Below are 24,160 nucleotides of genomic sequence, written 5' to 3'. Positions count from 1 at the left end.
TTCCTTAGTACAGGCATTCAACGGCCATGGCCGTGGCTTCGCCGCCGCCGATGCAGATGGCCGCGACGCCGCGCTTGAGGCCCTTCTGGCGCAGGGCCGACAACAGGGTCACGAGGATTCGCGCGCCGGACGCGCCGATCGGGTGGCCCAACGCGCAGGCGCCGCCGTGGATGTTGACCTTGTCATGGGGAATTTCCAGCTTGTCCATGGTCACCAGCCCCACCACGGCGAAGGCTTCGTTGACCTCGAACAGGTCGACCTCGTCCAGCGCCCAGCCAGTCTTGCCCATCAATTTCTTTACCGCACCAATCGGCGCGGTTGGAAACAAGCCTGGGGCGTCGGCAAACGCCGCATGCCCACGAATGACCGCCAGCGGCGTCAAGCCGCGCTGTTGCGCCTGGCTCTGGCGCATCAGCACCAAGGCCGCGGCGCCATCGGAAATCGAACTGGCATTGGCCGCCGTCACGCTGCCGCCTTCGCGAAAGGCTGGCTTGAGCGTGGCGATCTTGTCGATGCGCGCCTTGGGCGGCTGCTCGTCGTGACGCACGGTGACCTGCTCCTTGCCGACCATGACCTGCACCGGCACGATCTCGGCGTCGAAGCTGCCGTCCTTGATCGCCTGCTGGGCGCGGGTGGTGGACGCGATGGCAAAGGCATCCTGGGCTTCACGGCTGTAGCCATTGGTTTGGGCGCAGTCTTCGGCGAAGGTGCCCATCAGGCGGCCCTTGTCATAGGCGTCTTCGAGGCCGTCGAGGAACATGTGGTCGAGCACTTTGCCGTGGCCCATGCGCAGGCCGCTGCGGGCGCGGTCCAGCAGGTACGGGGCGTTGGACATGCTCTCCATGCCGCCGGCGATCACGACGTCGGCGCTGCCGGCGACGAGCATGTCATGGGCGAGAATCGCCGCTTCCATGCCCGAACCGCACATCTTGTTGAGCGTGGTGCAACGGGTCGATTTGTCGAGCCCGGCGCCCAGTGCCGCCTGGCGTGCCGGTGCCTGGCCCTGCCCCGCGGCGAGAACGCAACCGAACAGCACTTCTTCAACCGCCTCCGGCGAAATGCCGGCTCGCTCCACGGCGGCCTTGATCGCGGCGGAACCGAGTTGCGGTGCGGTGAGGCTTTTCAGTTCGCCCTGGAAGCCGCCCATTGGGGTGCGGACGGCGCTGACGATGACAATCGGATCGTTTGACATGAACATTCTCCTACTTGGCTGCCATGCGCAAGGCACCGTCGAGACGGATCACCTCACCGTTGAGCATGCTGTTTTCAATGATATGCCGGACCAGCGCGGCGTACTCGGCGGGTTTGCCCAGGCGCGGCGGAAACGGCACGCCGGCGGCCAGGGAGTCGCGCACCTGCGGGGTCATGCCGGCCATCATCGGGGTCTCGAAAATGCCGGGGGCAATGGTCATCACGCGGATGCCGAAGCGTGCCAGTTCGCGAGCGGCGGGCAAGGTCAGGCTGGCAATCGCGCCCTTGGATGCCGCGTAGGCGGCTTGGCCAATCTGACCGTCAAAAGCTGCCACCGACGCGGTATTGATGATCACCCCGCGCTCGCCGTCGGCGCTGGCCTCGGTTTCGGCGATGGCCGCCGCCGCCAGGCGCAGCAGGTTGAAGCTGCCGATCAGGTTGACGTTGATCACCTGGCTGAAGCTGGCCAGGGCATGCGGGCCGTTCTTGCCGAGGATCTTCTCGCCGCGCACGATACCGGCGCAGTTCACCAGGCCATTCAGTCCACCGTACGCATCGAGGGTGGCCTTGACCGCCGCTTCGGCCGCGGCTTCGTTGCTAATGTCTGCCACCACGCTGCGGCAACCGAGCTTTTGCGCCTGGGCGGCCACGGCGTCGGCGTTGAGGTCTACCAGCATGACCTTGGCGCCGGCCTTGACCAGCATTTCACCGGTGGCCGCACCGAGGCCGGAAGCGCCGCCGCTGACGAGGAAAATCTTGTTGTCGATCTGCATCATGGTTTCCTTGGGTTCAAGCTGAAACGTTCTTCGCCATTGCCTCTTGAGCCTTGGCGATTTCCTGGTTGCGCAAGATAAAGCGCTGCAATTTGCCGCTTGGGGTTTTCGGCAAGTCGCTGACAAATTCGATTTCGCGGGGATAGGCATGGGCCGCCAGGCGCTGGCGCACGTGCTGGCGCAGTTCCTCGGCCAGCTCCGGCGCGGCGCGGTATTGGGCGCCGAGCACCACGAAAGCTTTCACCAGCTCGGTGCGTTCAGGGTCCGGTTTGCCGATTACCGCGGCCTCGACAACGGCCGGATGCTCGATCAGCGCGCTTTCGACGTCGAACGGACCGACGCGGTAACCGGAGGTGGTAATCACGTCGTCGCTGCGCCCCACGAAGCTGATGCTGCCGTCGGGGTTGAGCTCAACGGTATCGCCGCTCAGGTAGTAATCGCCGACGAAGGCCTTGGTCGGTCCGCCTTCATAACCGGCGAACCAGCACATGGGCGACTGGCTGCGGTCGACAGCGAGAATACCGGGCTGGGCAACGCCCAATTCCCGGTGATTTTCGTCCAGCACCACGATCCGATGGCCTGGCGAGGCAAAACCGGCAGCACCGAGGTGCACCGGATGCTCCAGACCATGGTGATTGCACAGGACCATGCCCAATTCGGTCTGGCCGTAATGATCGTGAATGACCACGTTCAGGTTGTCGGCGAACCAGCGGATCACTTCCGGGTTCAGCGGCTCACCGGCGCTGCTGACGATGCGCAGCTTGCCCTTGATCGACCGGGCGAACTGCTCGCCGCCAGCGATCAGCAGGCGATAAGCCGTAGGCGAGCCAGCCAGATTGGTGATGCCGTACTTGTTTATGATCCGGCAGGTGCTTTCCAGGGTGAACGGACCGTCGTAGAACGTGATCGGATGTCCCAGCGCCAGTGGCCCGGTCACGCCGAAATAAATGCCATAGGCCCAGCCCGGGTCGGCGACGTTCCAGAACGCGTCCTCGGGCCGCAGGTCCACGGCGTCACGCATGTAGTTCTGAAACGCGACGATGGCCTTGAGCGGCACCGACAGCGCCTTGGCCGGCCCCGTGGTGCCGGAGGTGAACATCAGCAGGAACGGATCCTCGCCGGTCAGCATCAGCGGTTCGCACTGGTTTGAGTGGTTGGCCAGTTCGGCCCAGAAACTGAAGTCGCCGCGAACAATGCCCTGGCCCTTGTCGCCGCCGACCGTGACGATGGTTGGGCAGTCGGCAACCTCATTGAGCTTGGGCCGGTTGCTGGCGTCGGTCACCACCACTCGCGCGCCCGAGCTGGTCAGCCGGTGCTCGATGGCCTTGGGGCCGAACGCGGTGAACAGCGGCTGGTACACCGCGCCGATACGCCAGGTGGCGAGCACCACGATCAACAGTTCCGCATTGCGCGGCAACAGGCCGGCGACCTTGTCGCCCTTGCCCACGCCCTGGGCTCGAAGGAAATTGGCGAAACGCGCGGCGTTGTCCTGCAGGTCGCGGTAAGTCCAGGTCGCGTCGCTGCCGTCACGGCCCTCCCAGAACAAGGCGATGCGCCCCGGCAACGCGTGGCGATCGCAACATTCGACGCAGGCATTGAGCGCTTCGAGCGAGCCGTGCAAGGCGGCATTGACGGTGTGCAGGTAATCGAACTGCGAGGTGGCGGACGAGTAATCGCGCATGACCAGAATCCCTCTGTACTTTTTATTGGTTGGGGGAACCGTGAATAGCAGGGAAATACTCGCGCCGAAGGGCCTGGGCGGCAATGGTCAAAGCCCTCAAATTGCTTGACTGCTTTGGCCATGGTGTCGGGCAATGGTTGGCAGCAGGGCTGTCAACAGGGGACCGGGTCAGCTGAGGTCGTTGAGAATCAACGTGCGATAGTGCCCCGGATTGGACCCGGACCATTTGCGAAACGCCTTGTAGAACGAACTGGCATCGGCAAACCCCAGGCGCGAGGCGATTTCGACGAAGCTGATAGCAGGCTCGGCCAGCCAGGCGATTGCCAGCTCCTTGCGCACGCTGTCCTTGAGGCCTTGGTACGTTTGCCCCTCCTCCGCCAGGCGTCGGCGCAGGGTCGAGGCGGAAACGCACAGCTGCTGGGCCAAAGCCTCGGTTTCCGGCCACTGTTCGGCGGGCAACTGACGCAGGTCCTGGCGGATGCGGCTAGAGAGGCTTTGCGGGTCGCGGTATTTGACCAGGATGTTCGCCGGGGCTCGAGCCAGGAAGCGCTTGAGTTCCTCGGGGCTGCGTCGAATGGGCAGGTCCAGGCAATCGGCGGCGAAGATCATCCGGGTACGGGGCCGGTCGAAGCGCAGGTTCTGGGAGAACATGACGCGGTAGTCGTCGCAGAAATCCGGCGCCGGGCAGCGCAACTCGACGGACAGGATCGGAATGCGTCGCCCGGCCAGCCAACAGGCCACGCCATGGACGATCATCCAATAAGTGAAATAGGTAAACGCCCGGCGCGGGTCCTGCTCGTCTTCCAGCAGGACGATTTCCGCCAGGCTTTGCTGGCGGACCCACTGGGCCGGCAGGTGTTCGAGCATCAGCGACAGGAAACCCAGCCCCGCGGTCAGCCCGGCCGCCAGCGTTGGCTGGGCCATGGCGCACTGGCACAGGAAGGCCAGGCTGCCGGACTTGAGCTTGCGCGGGTCCATGCCGAAGAATTCGTCGTCCAGACGCCTGGCCAGCAAACGCCAGAGCTGCGCATAGGCGTGGGCCGGGACTCGCGCCTGGGCATCGTCGAGCAATGCCGGGTCGATGCCCACCTTGCGCAGCACCTCATCGGTCGCCTCGCCGGGGGCACAGCTTTGCAACAGCGCCTCGCGCACCAAGTGGGTGGAAATGGTGTCTTTTTCCAACATGGCGCGGGCGTTCACAGGATCCGGTAAAGCAGACGCTCTATTCGCACCCGGCTGACGCGCTTGAGGAACTTGCCCACCGCCGCCGGATAGTCCGGCAGGGTTTCCAGGTCCAGATAGCTTTCGATCCGGCGGGTGTGCCGATAGATCTGCTCCAGCTCAGTCTGTCGCGGCCCGAGCAATTCGCCCTTGGGGTCGTCAAGCAACAGGGCATTTTCCAGGTCCAGGCGAAAGGCCCGCGGGTTGAGGTTGTTGCCGGTGAGCAAGGTGTAGCGGTCGTCGACCCACATGCCCTTGAGGTGATAGGTATTGTCGCCGTCACGCCATAAGTGCAGGTTCAACTGGCCGCTGTCGATGTAGCGCTGGTGGCGCTTGGCGAAGCGGCGCAGGCTGATTTCGTACAGATAGGGCAACGCCGCGATGATCTTGAACGGCTCGCTGGGCGGAATATAGAAATCGTTGGCGGTCTTGTCGCCGACGATGATATCGATCTGCACTCCGCGAGCCAGCGCACGATTGATTTCCCGAGTCACGGCCAACGGCAAATTGAAGTATGGCGTGCAGATCGTCAGTTGCTGACGGCTGCTGTCGATCAGCTCGCCAATCACCCGGCTCAGCGGGTTGTTCTTGCCGACGCCCAGCAGCGGGCTGACCGACAGGCCATTCTTATCGAGGCTGCCAGCCGTGGTGTCGTACGTCGCGTATTTGAGGCGACTGCGCAGGTCGCCGATGTCGTTGCGCAAGCTGCGGGTGCTGGGCAGGTTCGGCAGGTCGAGGCGATGCACGGCCTTGGAGGTGATCAGACCGTGTTGCACCAGGTGATGCATCGAATCGGCCAGCGCAGTGTTGTGCAGCAGGTGGTAGCGGTCGTAGCGGTATTTGTCGAATTTGTGCAGGTAGACGTTGTTCAGGCTCGCGCCGCTATAGAGCACGCAATCGTCGATCACGAAGCCTTTCAAGTGCAACACGCCAAACAACTCGCGGGTCTGCACCGGTACGCCGTAGATCGGCACTTCACTGGCGTGGCTGCGGGTCTGTTCCTGATACCACGCCGAATTGCCCGGCTGCTTCTTGGCGCCGATCAGGCCGCGCTGGGCACGCAGCCAGTCCACCACCACGACCACCTCCAGCTCGGGGCGCGCAGCTTTGGCGGCATGCAAGGCATCGAGAATTTCCTGACCGGCCTCATCCTGTTGCAGATACAGCGCCACGATGTAGATGCGCTGGGTGGCCTGGGCGATTTTTTCCAGCAGGCAACGGCGGAATTCGGCGGCACCATCAAGGATGGTCACGGCATCGGCGGTGAGTGCAAAGCTGCGCAACTTGGGCAGCAGGGAGCGTTTGAAAAGCGACGGCATAGGGCTCGCAAAAGGTCGAATCCGAAGAACCGATGAGCTTACACCATGACGCGAGGGTTTTGGGCCTCCGCGTGCCCACGAAAAAATTATTTGACCATGAAGAACGATCGTTCTACTGTTTGTGGCATGAATGAAACCACTGGCAATGAAACACGAGATATCATCCTCGACGTCGCCGAAAAGCTGATCTACAGAAATGGCATCGCGGCCACCGGCATGGATCTGTTGGTGAAAACCGCCGGCGTCTCCAGGAAAAGCATCTACCGCTACTTCGCCAACAAGGAGGACCTGGTGGTCGCGGCCCTCAAGCGCCGTGACGAACGCTGGATGCATTGGTTCAGCAGCGAGGTGGACAAGGCGCCGACGCCCGCTGCACGGTTGCTCAATCTGTTTGCGGTGCTCAAGGGTTGGTTCGCCAGCGAAGGCTTTCGCGGCTGCGCCTTCATCAACACCAGCGGCGAAACCGGCGATCCGCAGGACCCGGTCCGCCAGGTGGCGAAGATGCACAAGCAGAAGCTGCTCGACTACATCACCCGCTTGTGCGTTGACCACGGCGTCGAACAACCGCAGGTACTGGCCCGACAGGTGCTGATCCTGATCGACGGCGCCATCACCCTGGCCTTGGTCATGGGCGATCACGACGCCGCCGATCAAGCGCAGGACGTCCTGAAAACCTTGCTGGCTGGACAATAAGCGACACGCGTATCCGCAGGTTCGTTCGTAGGACCGCCGTAAAAGCACGCTGTAAAAACACGCCGTTAAAACAGTAGTGCAACTCATCATTCCTTATTGGAGATAAGCCATGTCATCCTCTGCTGAAGTTCGCCCGCCCCTGCCGCCTTTCACCCGCGAAACGGCCACTCAAAAAGTCCGCCTGGCCGAGGACGGCTGGAACTCTCGCGATCCGCAGAAGGTTTCGCTGGCCTACACCCTCGACACGCAATGGCGTAACCGCGTCGAGTTCGCTCACAACCGGGAAGAAGCCAAGGCTTTCCTGTCCCGCAAATGGGCCAAGGAGCTGGATTACCGACTCATCAAGGAACTCTGGGCGTTCACCGACAACCGCATCGCCGTACGTTATGCCTATGAATGGCACGACGACTCGGGCAACTGGTTCCGCTCCTATGGCAATGAAAACTGGGAATTCGACGAGAACGGCTTGATGGCCAACCGCTTCGCCTGCATCAACGACTTGCCGATCAAGGAAAGCGAGCGCAAGTTCCGCTGGCCGCTGGGACGTCGCCCGGACGATCATCCAGGGCTCTCCGAGCTGGGGTTGTAAGGGCCTGGACCGTGGGAGCAAACCTTGCTCCCACGCTCAGCTCGGTGGCGTGTCAGCCACCTGCGCGATCGAGCAGAAACTCCAGCAACGTCGCCGCGCAGGCCTCGATACTGCCGTCCACGATCAGTTCATAACCGTGGGTGTTCTCGGTCGGAATCGCAATACAACCGCCTTGGGCTGAAATCCCGCTGCTCATGATTGCACTGGCGTCACTGGCAAAATCCACCAGCAGCGCGAGCTGCGGCGTCAGTCCGCAGCGTTTGCCGGCCTGGTACAACTGGTCGACGACATCGCGGCTGTAACAGCCATTCTGGTCGCCTGTATTGATGATCGGATCGATGCTCAGGCGAGTCGCGTATTCCGCGACTACCGGCCCAACCTCAACCGCCACCGTGACATCCCCAGGCAGATGGCTGGCAGCATAGAGCGCGCCGGCATTGGACTCTTCTTCCTGCGTCGTGAAGACGAAATACACGTCTCTTGCCAGCTCTTGACGGCGCGCGGCCAATAACGTGGCGGCCTGGATGGAGGCAACCATGGGCGCGCGGTCATCGAGGAAATGCGCGGCCAGGGCATCGCCGACCCGGAAAGGTTGGCGCCAATGCTGGCTTAGCACCACCCGCGTCCCGGGACGCACCCCGTGCGCTTGCAATTGCTCACTGGAACAACGGGTGATGACATGAACGTCGCCCCAATTGACGTTGCCCGACAGCACATCCGCGCCCTGGTGGGTTTCGCCGGTGCTGTGCATCGACCCGAACGACAGCACGCCAGGGATGAAATCCCGGTCGCCAAGAATGTCCACCGGGCATACCCCGAAATTGATCGGGTTGGCACCGCCCAGCGCCACCACCCGCAAGGTGCCGTCGGGCTCGATGCGCTTGACCAGCATGGCGATCTCATCCAGGTGCGCCATGATCCTGATTGGCGAATTGGACCTGGCGGTCGGACGGGCTCCCTTGATCAGGCCGACGACATTGCCGGCCGGATCGACCCAGGTCTCGTCGCAGTGCGGTTTGAGCTCGCGCAGGCAGATATCGCGCACTTCCTGCTCTTGCCCGCCAGGCCCGCGGGCCATCAGCAGTTCTTCCAGCAGCGCTAAGGTGGTCGGATTGGTTTGCATCGAATGAAGTCTCCTTTTTTCCGGGCGCGCCGCCTGACGAAGCGGGCCGCGACGTGTCTGTCTTCTTGAGCCCGCCTGGCGCTGAAAAATTTGATCGGATCGTGACGAAACTGACGAGCGGGGCCTGCCAAGGTGCGGACAAATGGCCTAGCGGGAGGGTTGACCGGCGCGGCGCCAAGCATCACATTGCGTGGAACGCCCCTACGTCGAAGGCGATTTTGTTGTGTTGCAGACCTTGTGAAGCCCATGACCGCGTCGATGCCAATCCGTCCCCCCTGCCCGCCTGGCGTCTGTGATTGTGGGCGTGATGCGTTGCTGCAAACGCCGGGCAGCGATTTGCGCATCCTTTGCCTGAATCGTCAGGAGGAGAAGCGTCTGCTTGAGCGGTTGGAGAATATCGAGAGCCTGGATGAGCTGGAGCGGTTGCAGCAGCGGCTGTTTGAGAATCTGGGGGTGCGTTTGACCATTGAGCCTGGTTTTAACGAGGTGCGGACCATGCGGGGTATTGCGATCGAGTTTGATGAGCAGCCTGGGCTATGCCGCAAGATTCGCCAGTCAATTCCGGCGGCGATTCGGCGGGGGTTGGAGAAGCGGCCTGAGATTGCCTGGCGGTTGTTGGATTCGCGTGATTTGTTTGGTGGTGGTTGAGGGTTTTCGCTCGGTGTGCATATCCGTTGCTGCGGTGATGGCTGCTGGCGGTTTCGCTTTGCGTGTATATCCATTTCTTCGGTAACGGCTGCTATTGGTTTCGCTCTTACAGCGAGTCACTTTCGAAAAGCGTGTATGGACCGGACACATGGTTGACACCCGTGCGGAGACATAGTGGACACATTATGCGCCGTAGTCAGGGTTGTTGATGTCGAAGGTCCGTAAAAAATGATGGCAGAAATAGACGTCAAACAAGCCATCGCTTTCGGCGTTAGGGCGTATTGCGATGTGCTGTCCAACCAGTCCTTTAGCGATGCTGAAGTAGCGTTTCTGGAAGCGGAATCGACTCTGATAAACCTTGGCCAATACATCATCCGGACCATATTCGAAGTCGGATAGTTGCTGCGGATACGCCCAAGGACTGGTGCGATAGCGGTCCATAGGCACTTTGTAGCCCAGCGCCTGATGAGGACGCTGCAAGTTATAAACTTCGCGCCATCGATCAAAGGCCGATTGAGCGTCCATCAGTGTAGAAAAATGCCTCCCATCAAGCACTTCCGCTTTTAGAGAGCGATGAAAACGCTCAATCTTTCCGTTGGTCTGGGGATGGCGAGGACGGCTGAAGCTGACCCGGATTCCTAAGCGAATCAGCCAGATACTTAGTTCTGTAATTTCTCCTGGATTGCGGGGCGAACCCCAGGGTGGGCCGTTATCGACGTTAATACGAGCCGGCAAGCCATAGCGCTGGAAAACGTCGATCATCTTCTCCTTCACTGTGGCTCCCCGTTCGTTGCCACAAGCCTGAATGGCTAGGCTGAACCGAGAGTGGTCGTCCAGCAGGGTCAGGGGGTGGCAACGACCTTGTTGCAGCGCAAAATGCCCTTTGAAGTCCATCTGCCAAAGATCATTAGGCGCGTCGTGTTCAAACCGCAGCGTTGCGGCTTGGTCCCTCTGAGAGGGTTGGATCAGGCCATGCCGGTGCAAGACGTTGGTCACAGTGCTGGCAGCGATGCGCTTGCCCAACAGGCTGCTAATTGTGCGTCCGCCCCATGCCGGATGGGCCTGCCTAAGTGCGATGACTTGAGCCTCCAAAGCGGCCTCGGTCAGTTTGGGGCTGGTCGCTGGCCTGCGGGACTTCTCTTGCAGACCAGGCTGCCCCTGCGCCTCGTAGCGTTCGAGCCACTTGTACGCCGTTTGCGGACTGATACCGAATCGTCGACACAGCTCACGTTTGTTGCTACCGGGTTGCCGCGCTAAGGCAACGAACTCTTCCTTTCAGGCTCATGGTGTCTCTCGTAGTCCAAGGCATGATGGCTTTCCGGCGAATTAGCTCGCTGAAAAGTGTCCACCATGTCCCCGCACACCCGTCAACCATGTGTCCGGTCCATACACGCTCTATCGAAAGTGACTCGCTGTAAAAGCGAAACCATTAGCAACCGTTACCAAAAAAACGGATATACACACCAACCCAAAAACCAAAAAGCCCTCAAAAATCCACCGTAGCCGATACCAGATAAGTCCGCGGCGTAGCCAACGTCAACCCCGGCTCACTGTCATCCGATGCCCCCGCCGAACTCCAATACCGCTTATCCGCCACGTTCTCGACATTGGCCCGCAAGGTAACGCGCTTGTCATCCACCTTGAAGGCATAACGCGCCCCCACGTCAAACCGCTCCCAGGAATCAATCTCCTTGGTATTGGAAGGATCCAGATACTGCGAACTGGAATAGATACCCCGACTGGTCAAGGTCAAACCCTGCACCGTCGGCACGTCCCACTCAGCCCCCAAATTGACGTTATATTCCGGCGTGGCCGGCGCCCGGTTGCCATCGAAGGCGGGGTTGGTGGTGTCGGTCAACTTACTGTCGATGTACATCACCCCACCCAGCAGGCGCACGCCTTTGATGGGCTCACCGAACACGCTCAATTCAACACCGGTGTTTTCGCGCTTGCCGTTCGGGCCAAAGTCGTTCGTCGTGGCGTCGGTCGCGTAGGCCGGCTGCTTGATCCGAAACACCGCGGCGGTGACCGCCAGGGCTCCGGCGTCGTACTTGGCGCCAATCTCGACCTGGCGGCTGATGAACGGAGGGAAGATTTCGTCGCTGTTATCGGCAGACGTCGGTGCGATCTTGCCTTGGCTCAGGCCTTCCATGTAGTTGGCATACAGCGACAGCTTGTCGGTGGCTTTGAACAGGATGCCGCCTGACGGCGAGATTTTTTCTTCGTCGTAGGCCGTGGGGCCTTTGAGGCCGTTGGACCAGTCGTCGACCTCCACCCGCTGCCAGCGTGCGCCTAGGGTCAGCAACAGCCGGTCGTCAAAGAAGCCCAAGGTGTCGGACAGCGCCACGCCGCTGAAGTGGTTCTCGGTGTAGACCTTGGCATCCGGGCGCGTGGGGATGTTTGGCTTGGGTGTCTGCACCGGATCGTAGAGGTTGCTGCGGCCGTTGGCGTAGCGGGCGCCGCCGTTTTCAAAGTCCATGTAGAAGTAGCTGGCGGCCAGGTTGAGCTCATGGCTCACCGGGCCGGTCTGGAACCAGTTGCGCACCCCGGCGTTGGCCGTGCGGACGTTTTCGTCCCGGGTGAAATCACGGGGCGATACGGCAAAATCGCCAGCGGTATTGCTGACCACCACGTTGTGCCGCAGGAAGTCATGATTGCTCTTACGTGCCCCGGCACCGCCGTAGAGCATGACCGAATCGTTGAGATCGTATTCGGCGTTCACCGCGCCGAAGGTGTCCTCGGTGCGCGCCTTGGTCCAATGCTGCGCATAGTTGCGACTGACATCACTGGCGCGGGGGACCGGCGCGGCGGCGGCCACCTGGACGCGTTCCTGCGGCGCGTCGGTTTCGCGCTCGGTGTGCCCGATGTCCGTTGAGAGTCGCAGGCGTTCGCCGCGAAAGTCCAGGCCCAGCACGGCCATCTGGCGGTCGACGCTCTGATGGTCCCAATCTGTGTCGCCGGACTGTTTCACACCGTTGAAACGCACACCAAACTGGTTGTCCTCGCCAAACCGTCGGCCGACGTCCACGGCCGCGCCGGGTTGGTTGTCGGAGGCGTAGCTGCCCGTGACGGAGGTGATGGGCTTGTCGGTGGCGCGCTTGGACACCACGTTGATTCCGCCGCCGACGCCGCCGCGCGGCGAGATGCCGTTGATCAGCTGGGTCGGGCCTTTGAGGATGTCGACGCGATCGGCCATTTCCATGTCGATCGTGTAGGTCGGCAGCACGCCGTAGAGACCGTTATAGGCCACGTCACTGTTGAACAGGCTCAACCCCCGGATAGAGAATTGCTCAAAGCGGCCACCCGCCGGGTTGGTGGCGCGCACAGAGGGATCGCTGGCGACCAGATCGCCCAAGGTCCGCGCTTGCAGGTTCTTGACCGTTTCACCGGTGTAGGTGGTCATGCTGAACGGCGTTTCCATGAAGTCTCGCGACCCAAGCAAACCCTGGGAACCACGACGCGCCACTTGCCCGCCTGCGTACGGCTCGCCTTGCGAAGCATCGGTGGCGCCAAGAATCGAGGTCGGCGCCAATTGCAGACTATTGCCCTGCGGCGCTGGCATGAGCGTATATGCCTGCTCACCAACCGGTTGCAGTTGCAACCCGGAACCTTGCAGCAAGCGGGCAAAGCCCTCCTCTACACCATATTCGCCAGCCAGCCCGGCGCTGTCGCGCCCGTTCACCAAAGCCGGGTCCACGGAGAGATTGACCCCCGCCAGCCCGGCGAACCGGGTCAGCGCGGCGCTGAGACTGCCGGCCGGAACCTGATAGCTGCGCCGGGCGTTGTCTTCGGCCAGGCTGGATGAGCTGAAAAGTGGACTGGCGCTCAGGCTCAGCATGAGGCCCAGGTTCAACAACGAACGCCGGCCAGCCGTGGCCAGGCGCAACTGCGAAGGTAGTACTGCGGACATTGAAGAGCGCTCTCGTTTTTGTTCAGTTGCCATGGATGACAAGCGAGACAAAAAAAGGGGACAGGCATCAGGCGATATTTTTGCGCCGGGTCACGGTGACCCAGTAGCGAGTGCGCATCTGCACTTGCAAGGGCAAGCTGGCCGAGAGCAACGCGAGGATGCGATCGGTGTTTTCCAGGCGGAAACTGCCAGTCACCCGAAGCGACTCCAAGTCCTGGTCCCAGCGCAACACGCCCGGGCGATAGCGGTCCAGCTCTCGAAGGAAGTCGCCCAGCGGCTGGTTCTGTGCCGTCAGCACCCCGTCACGCCAGCCCATCTGCATGGCGTCGAAACCGCTGATCGAGCCCACGCCGGCGGCTTGGAAATGGACCTGTTGGCCTTGCTCCAGCCCCAGCGTTGGCCCGCGCAATGGCTGCACTTGGACTGAACCGCTGAGTACCGACACTTGGCAGGTCGACTCATCCAGACGGATACAGGCTTCGCCTCGGTTGACCGTGATGACACCGTAGGGAGTTTGCACCGCCAATGGCTGGGTGCCGGAAACCTTGAGGGCGATTTCGCCGCGTACCAGCACCAGGCGACGCGCGCGAAGGTCCAGGTCCACGGCGCTGTCGGTGTTCAATTGCAAGGCGCTGCCATCGGCCAACGTCCAGCGACGTTGCTCGCCGGTGGCGGTGTGCAGGTCGGCACGCCAGGCGTCCAATGGCAATTGGCGTCCCAGCAACCAGGCGGCAGGCATCACCGCGGCGACGCCCAAGGCGCGCTTGAGCACGGCGCGGCGTGCCAACGCGGGACGATCAAGCGTTGCCATGCCCAGAGAAGGCGGAACCTCGGTGAATCGTTGGCGCAAGCGCTGGGCTTTTTGCCAGGCAGCCTCGTGCTTGGCGTCGCTTTCGCGCCAGCGTTGCAGCGCAGCGTGATCGACCCCCTCCTCGCCCGATTCGATCTTCGCCAACCAACGGGCCGCCGCCCGGGCGATTTCACGGGCTTGGGGCGACGGTGCCTGGCGAATCAAAACTCCACCAACAAGCAATGCTCATAGGCCTGGGCCATGTAGCGCTTGATGGTGCGCTCGGACACCTGCAAGCGCTCGGCGATTTCTCGATAGCCAAGCCCTTCGAGCTGGCTCCACAAAAAAGCCCGCCGCACCAAGGGCGGCAGGCCGTCAAGCAGTTCATCGAGAGCATGAAGGGTTTCCAGCAGCAACCAGCGTTGCTCCGGGGACGGGACGCAGGCTTCAGGCAAGCTCGCCAAGGCGTCGAGATACGCCTGTTCCAGGTTGCGGCGGGTATAGAAGTTACTCAGGAGCCTCTTGCCCACCGTCAGCAGATAAGCACGGGGTTCGTGCAAGTCAGCCAGGGGTTGGGCGCTGGACAATACCCGCAAAAACGTATCCTGGCGCAGGTCGGCCGCATCCCAGGCGTTGCCCAGGCGCCGCCTCAGCCAACCTTCGAGCCAACCGCCGTGGTCACGGTATAAAGCATGAAGGGCGTGCTCCGCCGGCTTAGCTGCATCAAGCATGTAAAGGGGCCCTGGGCAAGAATGTCTTAAATGAGACTGATTCTAATTAATATCCGCGGGCTAATCCAAGGGTTTAATGGCTCGATGTCGAACACGCCGGGTGAAACCAGTCCCTTTAGTGACTGGCATGCAGCGTCTTCGGCACTTCGGGCATGGCTGAGGAGTGATGGTTGATGATCTTCCACTGGCCGTCGAGGCGCTCATAGAGGAAGGTATAGCGCGCCTGGACTTCTCGCTGGGTGCCATCGGCCTGAGTCAGCGTGAACGTGTAGACGCCGCTGTCCATCGCTGCATCTGGCCCCAGGTGACGGATTTCCCGGTAATTGATCACGCCGACAGGCTTGGCCGCCAGGAAGTGGTCGAAGTAGTCCTGGATCTGCGCCGGCGTGCTGCGCACCTTGTTCGACACGGTCGGTTGCAAAATCGCATCCGGGGCGTAAAGGCCGGTCACCGCGGTGGCGCTGCCGGTTTGCAACGCGGCATTCCAACGGTCGAACAACCCAGCGATTTCGCGATCATTCACGTTCTGCGGCTGCTCGGCCACGGTGCGGTAGACGAAGGGCACGGGCTCCACGGCATGGACAAATGGCGCAGCCAACAGGAAAAAAGCAGCCAGGGCACAGGTTTTCATTTTCATCGTTGCGTTCCTTTGGGTTTCAATGAGCCCACTTTGCCGGCGTTCGCTGCGCTCGCCATCGGCCAACCGGTGCCAATCGCCTATGCCGTTCGGCAGATAGGCCCGGTGTCGATCACAAGGTCTAATGAGCCCATCACGAACCAGGCCGGTTCCTTTCCACGCTGGAGTTTCCCCATGCAAAGCCCACCCCATGACCCTGGCAGTGCCCTGGCGATCCGCAGCCAGTACCGCCAATCGCAAAGCCGGGCGGCACGCCTGGGCCTGTTGCTGGGCACCGGGCATGAACTGACCCGGCTGCCACTGGCGCAAATGCGCCAGCGTGCGGTGCAACGCGCGTGCGCGTTCGTCGCCATGGACCACGGCCTGTTGCTGGAGTGGACGCCGGATACGCCGTTGCAGACGGTCGCCAGCCACGGCAGCAGCGATGGCCTCGACGTCCTCGCCAACCTTGCTCATCCGCCCTCGCCAAGCCCGCAATGGCTCGATTGCCCTGGCAGCGCATTGGCCCAGGTCCTGCAAATTCCCATGCGTGGGGCCGATGGCGCGGTGTTCGGCGCGCTGTTGCTGGGCAACAGCGTGCCGCTGGGCGCGCCCGACGCCGAAGACATCGAATCACTGCAATTGCTGGCAACGCTGTTGGCGGCGCACTTGGAGAACAGCCGGCTGCTCCAGACGCTCCAGGCCCGGGAGCGGACCATGTCCGAGCTGGTCCATCGCTTGTTCAGCGCCCAGGAAGACGAACGCAAACGTGTCGCGTATGACCTGCACGATGGCCTGGCGCAAAACCTGGCCGGGCTGCACCAGCGCCTGCAAGGGTTTGCCGGTCGCTGTCCGCCTCTGCCGCCGGCGCTGGACGAGGCGCTGCAAGCCATCCTGGCTTTGGCGCAAGGCTGCGTCGGTGAAAGTCGGCAGCTGATCGGTGGCCTGCGTCCCCATGTGCTGGATGATTTCGGTTTGTTTACCGCCGTCGACAAGGAGGCTGATCGCCTGCGCGACGCCGGGATGGAGGTGGAATGGGCCGAGCACAGCGCGGCGCGCTTGTCGCCGAACGCCGAAATCGCGCTGTTCCGCATTGCCCAGGAAGGCATCAACAATATTCTCAAGCATGCCCAGGCCAGCCATGTTGTCCTGGGATTGGCGGTGCGCGACGATCACGTCTCGCTGCGGGTCGAGGACGATGGCCGGGGGTTTGCCCTGGAAACACCTGTCGAGACCCAGGGCACCTCTCACCTCGGGCTGGCGGCCATGCAGGAGCGCGCCAGTCTGCTCGGCGGCCAGCTGAGCTGTTGCAGCGAACCCGGTGGCGGCACTCGATTGTTGGCCAGCGTGCCGCTGCCGGCCCAAGGAGCCCAATCATGAACCGTCCCCTGCGCCTGTTATTGGCCGACGATCACGAAGTCACCCGCACCGGATTCATCTCGATGCTGGCCGGCACCGAAGGGTTTGAGGTCGTCGGCCAGGCCAGCGACGGTCAGGAGGCGCTGGATTTGTGCGAACGGCTGCAACCGGACATCGCCATTCTCGACATCCGCATGCCGGTGCTCAATGGTCTTGGCGCGGCGCGCATCCTGCGGCAACGTCAGCCGCAGATCAAAGTGATCATCTTCACGATGGACGACAGCCCCGATCACCTCGAAGCGGCCATCAGCGCTGGCGCCGTTGGTTATCTGCTCAAGGATGCCAGCCGCGCCGAGATGCTCGATGCCTTGAAACGGGTCGCCCAGGGCGAGGAAGCGCTCAACAGTTCGGTCAGCGCACGCCTCCTGCGGCGCATGGCCGAGCGCGGCGCCAACGGCACCAGCCAGGTCCAGGCCCTGACGACCCGTGAACGCCAGGTGCTGGGGCTGGTCGCCAGTGGCTTCAGCAATCGCGAGATCGGCGAGAAGCTCGGCATCGCCCCCGGTACGGCGAAAGCCCACGTCGAGCGAGTCATCGGCAAGCTCGGCGCCGCCGACCGCACCCAGGCAGCGGTGCGCGGTGTCGCCTTGGGGCTGGTCGCCCAACCCTGCGGACAATGGCCATGAGGTTTCTCGCTGCCCGCCGTTGGGCCGACCTGCCGTTGCGTGGCAAGGCATTGGTGGTGATCTCGCTGCCGCTGGTGGTCCTGCTGCTGTCGCTGGTGTTGATCTACATCACCGAACGCCAGACCGCCCGCGCCGAGGAAGACGTGCGCCGGGTGCTGCTGGTCCAGGGTGATATCCAGGCCGTGCATACCTTGCTGGCCGAAGCCGCGGCCAGCGTGCGCGGCTACCTGTTGACCCGGCGCGAAGACTTCCTGCCCGGCTATGAACAGGCCACGCCGAAGATTCAGGCCGCGTTACAGCGCCTGGATCACAATATCCGCGACGCCAGGATGCGCGAGCACCTGGAGACCATCACGCCGCTGATCGGCGAGAAACTCCAGGGGCTGCTTGCCCTGCGCACCGGCAAGGCCGACGACACCGCAGCCATTACTGCGATCCTGATCGAGAACAAACAGGTGCTGGACGTATTGCGCGAACAGATCAGCGCCATGCGCATCCGCGAAGATGCCCTGCTCGCCGACCGCAGCGCCGCCGCCTCGGCCACGCGCATGCGGCTGTTGTTCGCCACGCTGCTGGCGGCGGTGTGTGGATTGTTCGGTGCAGTCGTCGCCGTGCTGTTCCTGTCCAAGGGCATCGTTGCCCGGGTCCAGCAAGTACAGGGCAACGCCCAGCGCCTGGCGTTGGGTCAACCCTTGTTGCCACAACCGCCGGAGCGGGACGAAATCGGTCAACTCGGCACCCGCCTGGTGGAAGCCGGGCAGTTGCTGGCCGAGCGCGAGCGCGCCTTGCGCGACAACGAAGAACGCCTGCGGCTGATCATCGATGGCGTGAAGGACTATGGGATTTTCGCCCTGGACGCAAAGGGCCACGTGATCACCTGGAACGCTGGCGCCGAGCGGATCAAGGGCTACACCGAACAGGAAGTGCTCGGCCGGCACTTTTCGCTGTTCTATTTGGCAGAAGAGTGTCCCGAGCACCCGGACATGGCCCTGCGCGAGGCCACACGCGACGGCCATTACATGGAGGAAGGCTGGCGTTGTCGCAAGGACGGCAGCCGCTTCTGGGCCAGCGTGGTCATCACCGCGCAGTACGACGGCACCGGCGCCTTGCGCGGCTTTTCCAAGATTACCCGGGACATCACCGACCGGCGTACCGCCGAGATCGCCCTGCGCACCGCCCGCGAAGAAGCGGAAAGCGCCAGTCGGGCCAAGAGTGAATTTCTATCGCGCATGAGCCATGAATTGCGCACGCCGCTCAATTCCATCCTTGGCTTCGCGCAATTGCTGGACATGGATTCCATCGCCGGCCAGCGGCCGCAGGTCAGCCACATCCTGCGCGCCGGCCAGCACTTGTTGGCGTTGATCAACGAGGTCCTCGACATCGCCCGGATCGAGGCCGGCCGGCTGCCGCTGAACATCGAGCCGATCGCGCTACCGGCTGTGCTCCATGAAGCCTTGACGCTGGTTTCACCCATGGCCGCCGATGCGGGTATCCACTTGGCCGAACTTGCGCCATTGCCGGAGGGCAGCGGCGTGCTTGCCGACCGCCAGCGCCTGGTCCAAGTGCTGCTCAACTTGCTGTCCAACGCCATCAAGTACAACAAGCCGGGCGGCGAGGTGCGCATTGAAGTCGTGGTCGAGGGCACGGCGGTAAACGTTGCCATCAGCGACACCGGGCATGGCATCGCCCCGGAACTGTTGGGCCAACTGTTCAAGCCTTTCGAGCGCCTGGGCGCGGATCCCCAGGTCGAGGGCACCGGCCTCGGCCTGTCCCTGAGCAAGAGCCTGCTGGAAATGATGCAAGGCAGCCTGCAAGTGCGCAGCGAACCGGGACACGGCTGCTGCTTCACGCTGCGGTTGCCCAGTGCCCATGTCAGCGGCTCCAACCTGCCGCCCAGGGTGGCGCTGGAAGTGACGCGTCCGCGCACCGAGTTCGACGGCAAAGTCCTGTGCATCGAAGACAACCTGTCGAGCCTCGCCTTGATCGAGACCCTGATGCAGCGCCGTCCGGGCATCCAACTGTTGTCGAGCATGCAAGGCCAGATGGGCCTGGACCTGGCTCGCCAGCATGTGCCGCAACTGATCCTGCTGGACGTGACCTTGCCCGACCTCGAAGGCCTGGAAGTCTTGCGCCGCCTGCGCCAGTCCCCAGCCACCGCGTCCACGCCAGTGCTGATGATTACCGCTGACACCAGCGCCCTGGCCCACCGCGCGCTGCTAGATGCCGGAGCCACGGCGATCCTGACCAAGCCTATTCATATCCAGGCCTTCCTGGGCCATCTCGAACGTTATTTACCGGAGCCTGCATGAACCACGATTTGCGCATCCTGATCATCGACGATCAGCGCCCCAACCTGGAGCTGATGGAGCAGTTGCTGGCCCGCGAAGGGCTGCACAATGTACTGAGCAGCACCGAACCCCTGCGCACGCTGGACCTGTTCAACAGTTTCGAGCCGGACCTGGTCATCCTCGACCTGCACATGCCAGCCTTCGACGGCTTTGCCGTGCTGGAGCAACTCAACCGGCGCATTCCGGCCAACGACTACCTGCCGATCCTGGTCCTGACCGCCGACGCCACCCGCGACACCCGCTTGCGGGCCTTGGCACTCGGCGCGCGGGATTTCATCAGCAAGCCCCTCGACGCGCTGGAAACCATGTTGCGCGTCTGGAACCTGTTGGAAACCCGAGCGCTCTACAAGGCGTTGCGAACCCTGGTTCCATCCCAGCAAATCGAACTGTTGCGCCAGCATCGACCCACCGCTGGCGCCAATCCTTGCGGGAACACCCACGACGGGGTTCCAGGTACACACCCAAGGTGAGCGTGGCTATTTGATCCGGAAGTGAAAGGTGTTGCGCACCGCTGGCACCGTGACGGCCTTGCCATCGACGATTCGCGGCTGGTAGCGAAAGGTCTGGGCGGCGGCCAATGACGGCCGGATGAACAGCGGGTGGCAGCCGTCGAGCACCTTTGGGTTATCGATGCGCCCGTCCGGGGTCACGCTGTATTCCACGGTGCAATCGCCTTCGAGACCTTTGTCCAGGGCCCGTTGCGGGTAGTCCGGCGCTTCCTTGCTCAAGGGCAGATAGCTGCGACTGTCGGCCGCCGCCGCGCGGGCCTGCTCGGCGCGACGTTGCTGGGCCAGCGCCTGCGCCGCTTGCGCCTGGCGTTGGTGCTCGGCAGCTTGTTGCTCGGCTTCCTGCTGGCGCCGCTCGCTTTGCTGGCGTTCGCGTTGCTGTTCAGCCTGTTGCTCATGCTTTTGCGCCTCTAGCCGTTTGCGCGCAAGGGCGGCCTGCTCCAACTTCTGAGCCTGGACTCGTGAGTCAACCGCCGGTTTGGCCGCCGCCGGGCTCGGTGTTTCCATCGGTGCCGGCGTCGGCTCTGGCGCCACGCGTGTTTCCTGAACGGGGGCTGGCGCGGGCGCTTCGGGCACGGGTGCCGGCGGCAGCATGACCAGTTGCGTGCGCAATACCCGAGGCGTCTCGACCTGCGGTTTTTCCACCGTCCACCCCAGTATCAGCAAGGCTGCCACCGCCGCGTGCAGCACCACGGCGAACCCCGCCGCCAGCGTGTTCCGCCAGAGCCCGGGGCCGGGCATCGACGCAAAACCCAGGGACGCCCGTTCAAATGTCATGGCGGTCATCGCGGTGCCTCGGTCACCAGTCCCAGGTTGCTCACCCCGCCCTGCTGCAAAGCCGCCATCGCGGCCACCACCCGGCCGTAATCAGCGTGATCGTCGGCGCGGATATACACCTGGGTGTCGCTGTGCTGTGCAACCACCTGAGCCACTTTGGCGCGCATCTGGTCCAGGTCGACGGCGCTGTCGGTCTGGTGGTGGGTGTCCAGCTCGCCGCCCAGGTTCCAGTAATAACCACCTTCGGCCTTCACCGACAAGGTCAGGATCTGCTGGCGGCTGTCATTGGCCAAGGCTTCGTTGGCGATCTTGGGCAATTCGATTTTCACGCCTTGGGTCAGCATGGGGGCGGTGACCATGAAAATCACCAGCAGCACCAGCATCACATCGATGTAGGGCACCACGTTCATTTCGGCCTTCGGCCCGTGCTTGCGTTGCGGCTTGACTAGCATCTGCCCTCTCCTCTCAAGCGGCCGTGGCCAGGTTCAGCGGAGCACCGTGGAGCTTGCGGTGCAGACGCGCTTGCAGCTCGTTGCCAAAGGCGTAGTAGCGGGTCAGCAAGGTTTGCCCACGGGCCGCGAAGCGGTTATAGGCAACCACCGCCGGGATCGCCGCGAACAGGCCGATGGCGGTGGCAATCAAGGCTTCGGCGATACCCGGCGCGACGGTGGACAGGCTGGCCTGCTGCACTTGGGACAAGCCGAGGAAGGCGTTCATGATCCCCCAGACGGTGCCGAACAAGCCGATGTATGGGCTGACGGAGCCGACGGTGGCGAGAAATTGCAGGCCTTTTTCCAGCTGGACTTCCTGCTCGCTGATCGCCACGTGCAGCGAACGCTCGACCCCTTCGAGCACCACCGCCGGGTTACCGGAAGGCAGGTTCAGCTGGGTGAACGCCTGATAGCCGGCATGGAAAATCGGCGCGACGCCGCCGTCCTCTTCGCGCGCCTGGGCAGTCTCGCGGTACAACGGCAGCAAATCGGCGCTGCTGCGAAAACGCTGGATGAAGCCGTTGAACTGACGCTCACTGCGTTGCAGCACCGCGCTGCGCTGGATGATCAGATACCAGCTCAGCAGCGAGGCCAGTAACAGCGTGAGCATGACGGCCTTGACCAGCAGGCTCGCGTCGCTGATCAGGCCCCAGATGGTCATGTGTTCCAGTGTCGCTTGCATGGTTGAACTCCTGTCTGGCGGCTATTGCATGAGATGTTCGTGACCGGTTGATGACAGCGCCGCTCAAGGCAGGTCCAGGGCTTTCGCCACGTCGGCCCACGGGACGAACTTGAAATTCTGAGCTTGCTCGGGCATGCGCTTGCGCCCGTCCTGGACCACCAGCATCCCTTGGCTCCAAGGCCCACCGAGGTTCACCGAGGTGACTTCCAGGCCATCGGTTTCCGAAGCCCCATCGATTCTGGCGGTCGCGTTCAAGCCGACCCGCAAAGCACCGCGCACGGTGTAAGGCGGCTCGGCATCGAGCAGCACATAGCTGTCGTTGCCCTGGCTGGACACCACGAGGTAGTCATGCCCGGCATTGCGGTACAGGGCGATGCCTTCGACGTCGGCATGCAACTGCGGGCCGACCTTGATCACACTGGTCAAGGTGCTCGGCTGATCGGCACGGGCGTCCATGGCCCAGACACCAACGTCTTCCTCACCGAGAAACAGACGCTGGCGCTGGTCGTCGGCAACGCAGCCCTCGGGCTGGCTGTCGACGTTGAACTGGCGCACCAGCTCACCCGTGACTATGTCGTGCGTAGCATTCAGGCGATATTGCAGATAACGACCGTCCTTGCCATTGGCGAAGGCGTACAGCTCGCCTTCGGCGGGCTGGAACAGGCAGATCCCGTAGATTTCCTTGAGCGACGTGGGTATCTCGCCGGCTTCGCGCAGTTCTCCGCTGGCGCGGTCGATGGTGAACAGGCTGAGGCTGTTGCGATCACGGTTGCTGGCGACGGCAAGGTCGACGGTCTGTGTGCCCAGTTTGAAACCCGAGCGGACATCGACGTTATTGAGGCGCCCCACCGGCAATTCCTGCAACAGCTTGCCCTGCAGGTCATAGGCCAGCAGGCCTTGCTTCTTGTTGGTGCCCAGGACCCGGCTCAACGCCGGCGTGGTCGGGTGAACCCAGATCGCCGGGTCATCGGCGGCGTCGCCCTGGCGCGCCACGGGTTCGCTCTGGGCAACGGCGGGCACGCTGGGCAACTTCGGCGGCACGGCCAGCGGCGTCGGTTGCCAGTCGATCAAGCCTTGGTACAGCTGGCCGTTGTCGTCGTCACGCAGCAGCAGTTCAACGCCGGTTGCGGTTTTACGCAGCGCCAGGCTTTCCGGCTCCTTCAGGCCCGGCAGCGGTAGCTTGGCCTGCGCAATCCAGGCCCTGCCTTCTTGCTGGAACAGGTGAAGTTGCGCCGCGTCGGGGTCGAGTCCGAGCATGCCGCCCGGCAGTGTCGCCATCGCGCCGGCGACGTGTTCGATGTCACCGAACGGCGTGCGCATCGCCACTGGGATACGCACCGCATCAGCTTCCGACGCCGCCGGATAGGCCCACCAGCCGACGCGTTCTTCGTTGACGAATAGCTGGCTCGCGCCGTCCTCGACCTGGCACGTCGTGGCATCCGGTGGCAGCGGCAAGCCGCGCACGCGCTGGGCAGTTTCGCTCAGCCGCTCGCCGGCGCCGACCAGCCATTGTTCGCCCTTGCCCTCTTCCCCCACGAGAAACACGAACAGGTTGCTCGCTTCGTCGCGGTACAGGCACAACCCGTTCACCGGAAAGTCCCGCGTCGGCAGGTACAGCGGCGTGCTCCACTGACGTTTTTGTGGATCGAGGCTGACCAGCAGCGCTTGTTGGCGCTGACTGTCGAGGCTGGCGACCAGCACGTTGCGGCCCAGGGCGCGAGTATCTAGGCCTTCAAAGCCGCCCTTCAGGCGCGTCAGTTCGCGGCCGTTGGCATCGAGCAACAGCAAGCCATCACGACCAGCCGCCAAACGCTCGGTCGCCCCGTTGCCGGGCAGGAATGCCAGGGCATTCACGGGGAAAGCCTGTGCCCAGGGTTGCAACTTCAGGCTCGGGGCCGCCAAGGCCTGGCCGGCCAACAGGCTGAGCCACATCGTCAGCAGATACTGCTTGGGAAAAGACAGCTTTGTATTCAACGGAAAAATCCTTGTCATAGAACCAGACTCAGCAATGCGTGTTCACCGCATC

21 protein-coding genes and 1 pseudogene are annotated in these 24,160 nt (G+C 62.8%); 7 read left to right on the top strand and 15 right to left on the bottom strand.

The window, feature by feature from the left end; genetic code table 11:
- Positions 1-4: 4 nt before the first annotated feature.
- From HU762_RS02375 to pssA, 5 genes are all read right to left on the bottom strand, one after another.
- Positions 5-1,198: an acetyl-CoA C-acyltransferase gene (locus HU762_RS02375; protein ID WP_186632376.1), complete on the bottom strand. Its 1,194-nt coding sequence runs from the start codon at positions 1,196-1,198 to the stop codon at positions 5-7.
- 4 nt (positions 1,199-1,202) lie between these two features.
- Positions 1,203-1,964 (bottom strand): SDR family NAD(P)-dependent oxidoreductase, encoded by a 762-nt coding sequence (locus HU762_RS02370; RefSeq protein ID WP_186632373.1) that lies wholly within the window; start codon positions 1,962-1,964, stop codon positions 1,203-1,205.
- 16 nt (positions 1,965-1,980) lie between these two features.
- Entirely contained in the window at positions 1,981-3,645 is a 1,665-nt protein-coding gene (locus HU762_RS02365) for an AMP-binding protein (RefSeq protein ID WP_186632370.1), read from the bottom strand.
- Between the two features lie 168 nt (positions 3,646-3,813).
- The gene (locus HU762_RS02360; protein WP_186632367.1) at positions 3,814-4,830 is read right to left on the bottom strand and encodes an AraC family transcriptional regulator; all 1,017 of its coding nucleotides are present in this window, start codon (positions 4,828-4,830) and stop codon (positions 3,814-3,816) included.
- A gap of 11 nt (positions 4,831-4,841) precedes the next feature.
- Positions 4,842-6,185, bottom strand: coding sequence for a CDP-diacylglycerol--serine O-phosphatidyltransferase (pssA, locus tag HU762_RS02355; protein ID WP_186632364.1), 1,344 nt, complete (start codon positions 6,183-6,185; stop codon positions 4,842-4,844).
- A gap of 126 nt (positions 6,186-6,311) precedes the next feature.
- On the opposite strand from pssA, the gene HU762_RS02350 reads away from it, so the two are divergent.
- Both HU762_RS02350 and HU762_RS02345 read left to right on the top strand, forming a co-directional pair.
- The gene (locus HU762_RS02350; protein ID WP_186632362.1) at positions 6,312-6,878 is read left to right on the top strand and encodes a TetR/AcrR family transcriptional regulator; all 567 of its coding nucleotides are present in this window, start codon (positions 6,312-6,314) and stop codon (positions 6,876-6,878) included.
- A gap of 109 nt (positions 6,879-6,987) precedes the next feature.
- Positions 6,988-7,467 carry a nuclear transport factor 2 family protein gene (locus HU762_RS02345; RefSeq protein WP_186632359.1) on the top strand — a complete coding sequence of 160 codons (480 nt, stop codon included), beginning with the start codon at positions 6,988-6,990 and terminating at the stop codon, positions 7,465-7,467.
- Between the two features lie 52 nt (positions 7,468-7,519).
- Here HU762_RS02345 and HU762_RS02340 read toward each other — a convergent pair whose 3' ends face one another.
- Entirely contained in the window at positions 7,520-8,590 is a 1,071-nt protein-coding gene (locus HU762_RS02340) for a M28 family peptidase (protein ID WP_186632357.1), read from the bottom strand.
- A gap of 246 nt (positions 8,591-8,836) precedes the next feature.
- On the opposite strand from HU762_RS02340, the gene HU762_RS02335 reads away from it, so the two are divergent.
- Positions 8,837-9,238, top strand: coding sequence for a hypothetical protein (locus HU762_RS02335; protein ID WP_186611910.1), 402 nt, complete (start codon positions 8,837-8,839; stop codon positions 9,236-9,238).
- Between the two features lie 183 nt (positions 9,239-9,421).
- Here the strand turns inward: HU762_RS02335 and HU762_RS02330 are convergent.
- The 5 genes and pseudogenes from HU762_RS02330 to HU762_RS02310 all read right to left on the bottom strand — a co-directional run bounded on the left by HU762_RS02330 (position 9,422) and on the right by HU762_RS02310 (position 15,306).
- Positions 9,422-10,547: pseudogene (locus HU762_RS02330) on the bottom strand (IS481 family transposase).
- A gap of 177 nt (positions 10,548-10,724) precedes the next feature.
- The gene (locus HU762_RS02325) at positions 10,725-13,148 is read right to left on the bottom strand and encodes a TonB-dependent receptor (protein WP_186632354.1); all 2,424 of its coding nucleotides are present in this window, start codon (positions 13,146-13,148) and stop codon (positions 10,725-10,727) included.
- A gap of 67 nt (positions 13,149-13,215) precedes the next feature.
- On the bottom strand, positions 13,216-14,163 hold the full coding sequence (locus HU762_RS02320; protein WP_186632351.1) for a FecR domain-containing protein: 948 nt from the start codon (positions 14,161-14,163) through the stop codon (positions 13,216-13,218).
- Positions 14,160-14,669 carry a sigma-70 family RNA polymerase sigma factor gene (locus tag HU762_RS02315; RefSeq protein ID WP_186611912.1) on the bottom strand — a complete coding sequence of 170 codons (510 nt, stop codon included), beginning with the start codon at positions 14,667-14,669 and terminating at the stop codon, positions 14,160-14,162. The genes HU762_RS02320 and HU762_RS02315 overlap by 4 nt, the downstream gene beginning before the upstream one ends.
- A gap of 115 nt (positions 14,670-14,784) precedes the next feature.
- Positions 14,785-15,306, bottom strand: coding sequence for an SgcJ/EcaC family oxidoreductase (locus HU762_RS02310; RefSeq protein ID WP_186632348.1), 522 nt, complete (start codon positions 15,304-15,306; stop codon positions 14,785-14,787).
- A 174-nt stretch (positions 15,307-15,480) separates the two neighbouring features.
- Here HU762_RS02310 and HU762_RS02305 point away from each other — a divergent pair, with 174 nt between their 5' ends.
- The 4 genes from HU762_RS02305 to HU762_RS02290 are packed head-to-tail and all read left to right on the top strand — an operon-like array spanning position 15,481 to position 20,148.
- Positions 15,481-16,665: a sensor histidine kinase gene (locus HU762_RS02305; protein WP_186632345.1), complete on the top strand. Its 1,185-nt coding sequence runs from the start codon at positions 15,481-15,483 to the stop codon at positions 16,663-16,665.
- Positions 16,662-17,330: a response regulator transcription factor gene (locus tag HU762_RS02300; protein ID WP_186632342.1), complete on the top strand. Its 669-nt coding sequence runs from the start codon at positions 16,662-16,664 to the stop codon at positions 17,328-17,330. Before HU762_RS02305 ends, HU762_RS02300 begins: the two co-directional genes overlap by 4 nt.
- Positions 17,327-19,639 carry an ATP-binding protein gene (locus tag HU762_RS02295; protein WP_186632339.1) on the top strand — a complete coding sequence of 771 codons (2,313 nt, stop codon included), beginning with the start codon at positions 17,327-17,329 and terminating at the stop codon, positions 19,637-19,639. The genes HU762_RS02300 and HU762_RS02295 overlap by 4 nt, the downstream gene beginning before the upstream one ends.
- Positions 19,636-20,148: a response regulator gene (locus HU762_RS02290; RefSeq protein ID WP_186632336.1), complete on the top strand. Its 513-nt coding sequence runs from the start codon at positions 19,636-19,638 to the stop codon at positions 20,146-20,148. Before HU762_RS02295 ends, HU762_RS02290 begins: the two co-directional genes overlap by 4 nt.
- A 6-nt stretch (positions 20,149-20,154) precedes the next feature.
- On the opposite strand, the gene HU762_RS02285 is transcribed toward HU762_RS02290, so the two are convergent.
- From HU762_RS02285 to HU762_RS02270, 4 genes are all read right to left on the bottom strand, one after another.
- On the bottom strand, positions 20,155-20,970 hold the full coding sequence (locus HU762_RS02285; protein WP_186632334.1) for an energy transducer TonB: 816 nt from the start codon (positions 20,968-20,970) through the stop codon (positions 20,155-20,157).
- Entirely contained in the window at positions 20,967-21,413 is a 447-nt protein-coding gene (tolR, locus tag HU762_RS02280; RefSeq protein WP_186632331.1) for a protein TolR, read from the bottom strand. The genes HU762_RS02285 and tolR overlap by 4 nt, the downstream gene beginning before the upstream one ends.
- Before the next feature lie 13 nt (positions 21,414-21,426).
- The gene (gene tolQ / locus HU762_RS02275; RefSeq protein ID WP_186632329.1) at positions 21,427-22,134 is read right to left on the bottom strand and encodes a protein TolQ; all 708 of its coding nucleotides are present in this window, start codon (positions 22,132-22,134) and stop codon (positions 21,427-21,429) included.
- A gap of 63 nt (positions 22,135-22,197) precedes the next feature.
- Positions 22,198-24,066 (bottom strand): phytase, encoded by a 1,869-nt coding sequence (locus HU762_RS02270; RefSeq protein WP_238340340.1) that lies wholly within the window; start codon positions 24,064-24,066, stop codon positions 22,198-22,200.
- Positions 24,067-24,160: the final 94 nt, after the last annotated feature.

The organism is Pseudomonas sp. SWRI92 (assembly GCF_014268685.1).
Classification (GTDB): domain Bacteria; phylum Pseudomonadota; class Gammaproteobacteria; order Pseudomonadales; family Pseudomonadaceae; genus Aquipseudomonas; species Aquipseudomonas marvdashtae.
Note: the sequence above shows the minus strand (reverse complement) of the source record. Positions and strands in the feature narration are given on the sequence as shown.

Excerpts from the sequence above, each read along its gene's own strand:
- HU762_RS02375 (WP_186632376.1), bottom strand. The coding sequence starts at position 1,198 with ATGTTCATGTCAAACGATCCGATTGTCATCGTCAGCGCCGTCCGCACC.
- HU762_RS02370 (WP_186632373.1), bottom strand. The coding sequence starts at position 1,964 with ATGCAGATCGACAACAAGATTTTCCTCGTCAGCGGCGGCGCTTCCGGC.
- HU762_RS02365 (WP_186632370.1), bottom strand. The coding sequence starts at position 3,645 with ATGCGCGATTACTCGTCCGCCACCTCGCAGTTCGATTACCTGCACACC.
- HU762_RS02360 (WP_186632367.1), bottom strand. The coding sequence starts at position 4,830 with ATGTTGGAAAAAGACACCATTTCCACCCACTTGGTGCGCGAGGCGCTG.
- pssA (WP_186632364.1), bottom strand. The coding sequence starts at position 6,185 with ATGCCGTCGCTTTTCAAACGCTCCCTGCTGCCCAAGTTGCGCAGCTTT.
- HU762_RS02350 (WP_186632362.1), top strand. The coding sequence starts at position 6,312 with ATGAATGAAACCACTGGCAATGAAACACGAGATATCATCCTCGACGTC.
- HU762_RS02345 (WP_186632359.1), top strand. The coding sequence starts at position 6,988 with ATGTCATCCTCTGCTGAAGTTCGCCCGCCCCTGCCGCCTTTCACCCGC.
- HU762_RS02340 (WP_186632357.1), bottom strand. The coding sequence starts at position 8,590 with ATGCAAACCAATCCGACCACCTTAGCGCTGCTGGAAGAACTGCTGATG.
- HU762_RS02335 (WP_186611910.1), top strand. The coding sequence starts at position 8,837 with ATGACCGCGTCGATGCCAATCCGTCCCCCCTGCCCGCCTGGCGTCTGT.
- HU762_RS02325 (WP_186632354.1), bottom strand. The coding sequence starts at position 13,148 with ATGTCCGCAGTACTACCTTCGCAGTTGCGCCTGGCCACGGCTGGCCGG.
- HU762_RS02315 (WP_186611912.1), bottom strand. The coding sequence starts at position 14,669 with ATGCTTGATGCAGCTAAGCCGGCGGAGCACGCCCTTCATGCTTTATAC.
- HU762_RS02310 (WP_186632348.1), bottom strand. The coding sequence starts at position 15,306 with ATGAAAATGAAAACCTGTGCCCTGGCTGCTTTTTTCCTGTTGGCTGCG.
- HU762_RS02305 (WP_186632345.1), top strand. The coding sequence starts at position 15,481 with ATGCAAAGCCCACCCCATGACCCTGGCAGTGCCCTGGCGATCCGCAGC.
- HU762_RS02300 (WP_186632342.1), top strand. The coding sequence starts at position 16,662 with ATGAACCGTCCCCTGCGCCTGTTATTGGCCGACGATCACGAAGTCACC.
- HU762_RS02295 (WP_186632339.1), top strand. The coding sequence starts at position 17,327 with ATGAGGTTTCTCGCTGCCCGCCGTTGGGCCGACCTGCCGTTGCGTGGC.
- HU762_RS02290 (WP_186632336.1), top strand. The coding sequence starts at position 19,636 with ATGAACCACGATTTGCGCATCCTGATCATCGACGATCAGCGCCCCAAC.
- HU762_RS02285 (WP_186632334.1), bottom strand. The coding sequence starts at position 20,970 with ATGACCGCCATGACATTTGAACGGGCGTCCCTGGGTTTTGCGTCGATG.
- tolR (WP_186632331.1), bottom strand. The coding sequence starts at position 21,413 with ATGCTAGTCAAGCCGCAACGCAAGCACGGGCCGAAGGCCGAAATGAAC.
- tolQ (WP_186632329.1), bottom strand. The coding sequence starts at position 22,134 with ATGCAAGCGACACTGGAACACATGACCATCTGGGGCCTGATCAGCGAC.
- HU762_RS02270 (WP_238340340.1), bottom strand. The coding sequence starts at position 24,066 with ATGTGGCTCAGCCTGTTGGCCGGCCAGGCCTTGGCGGCCCCGAGCCTG.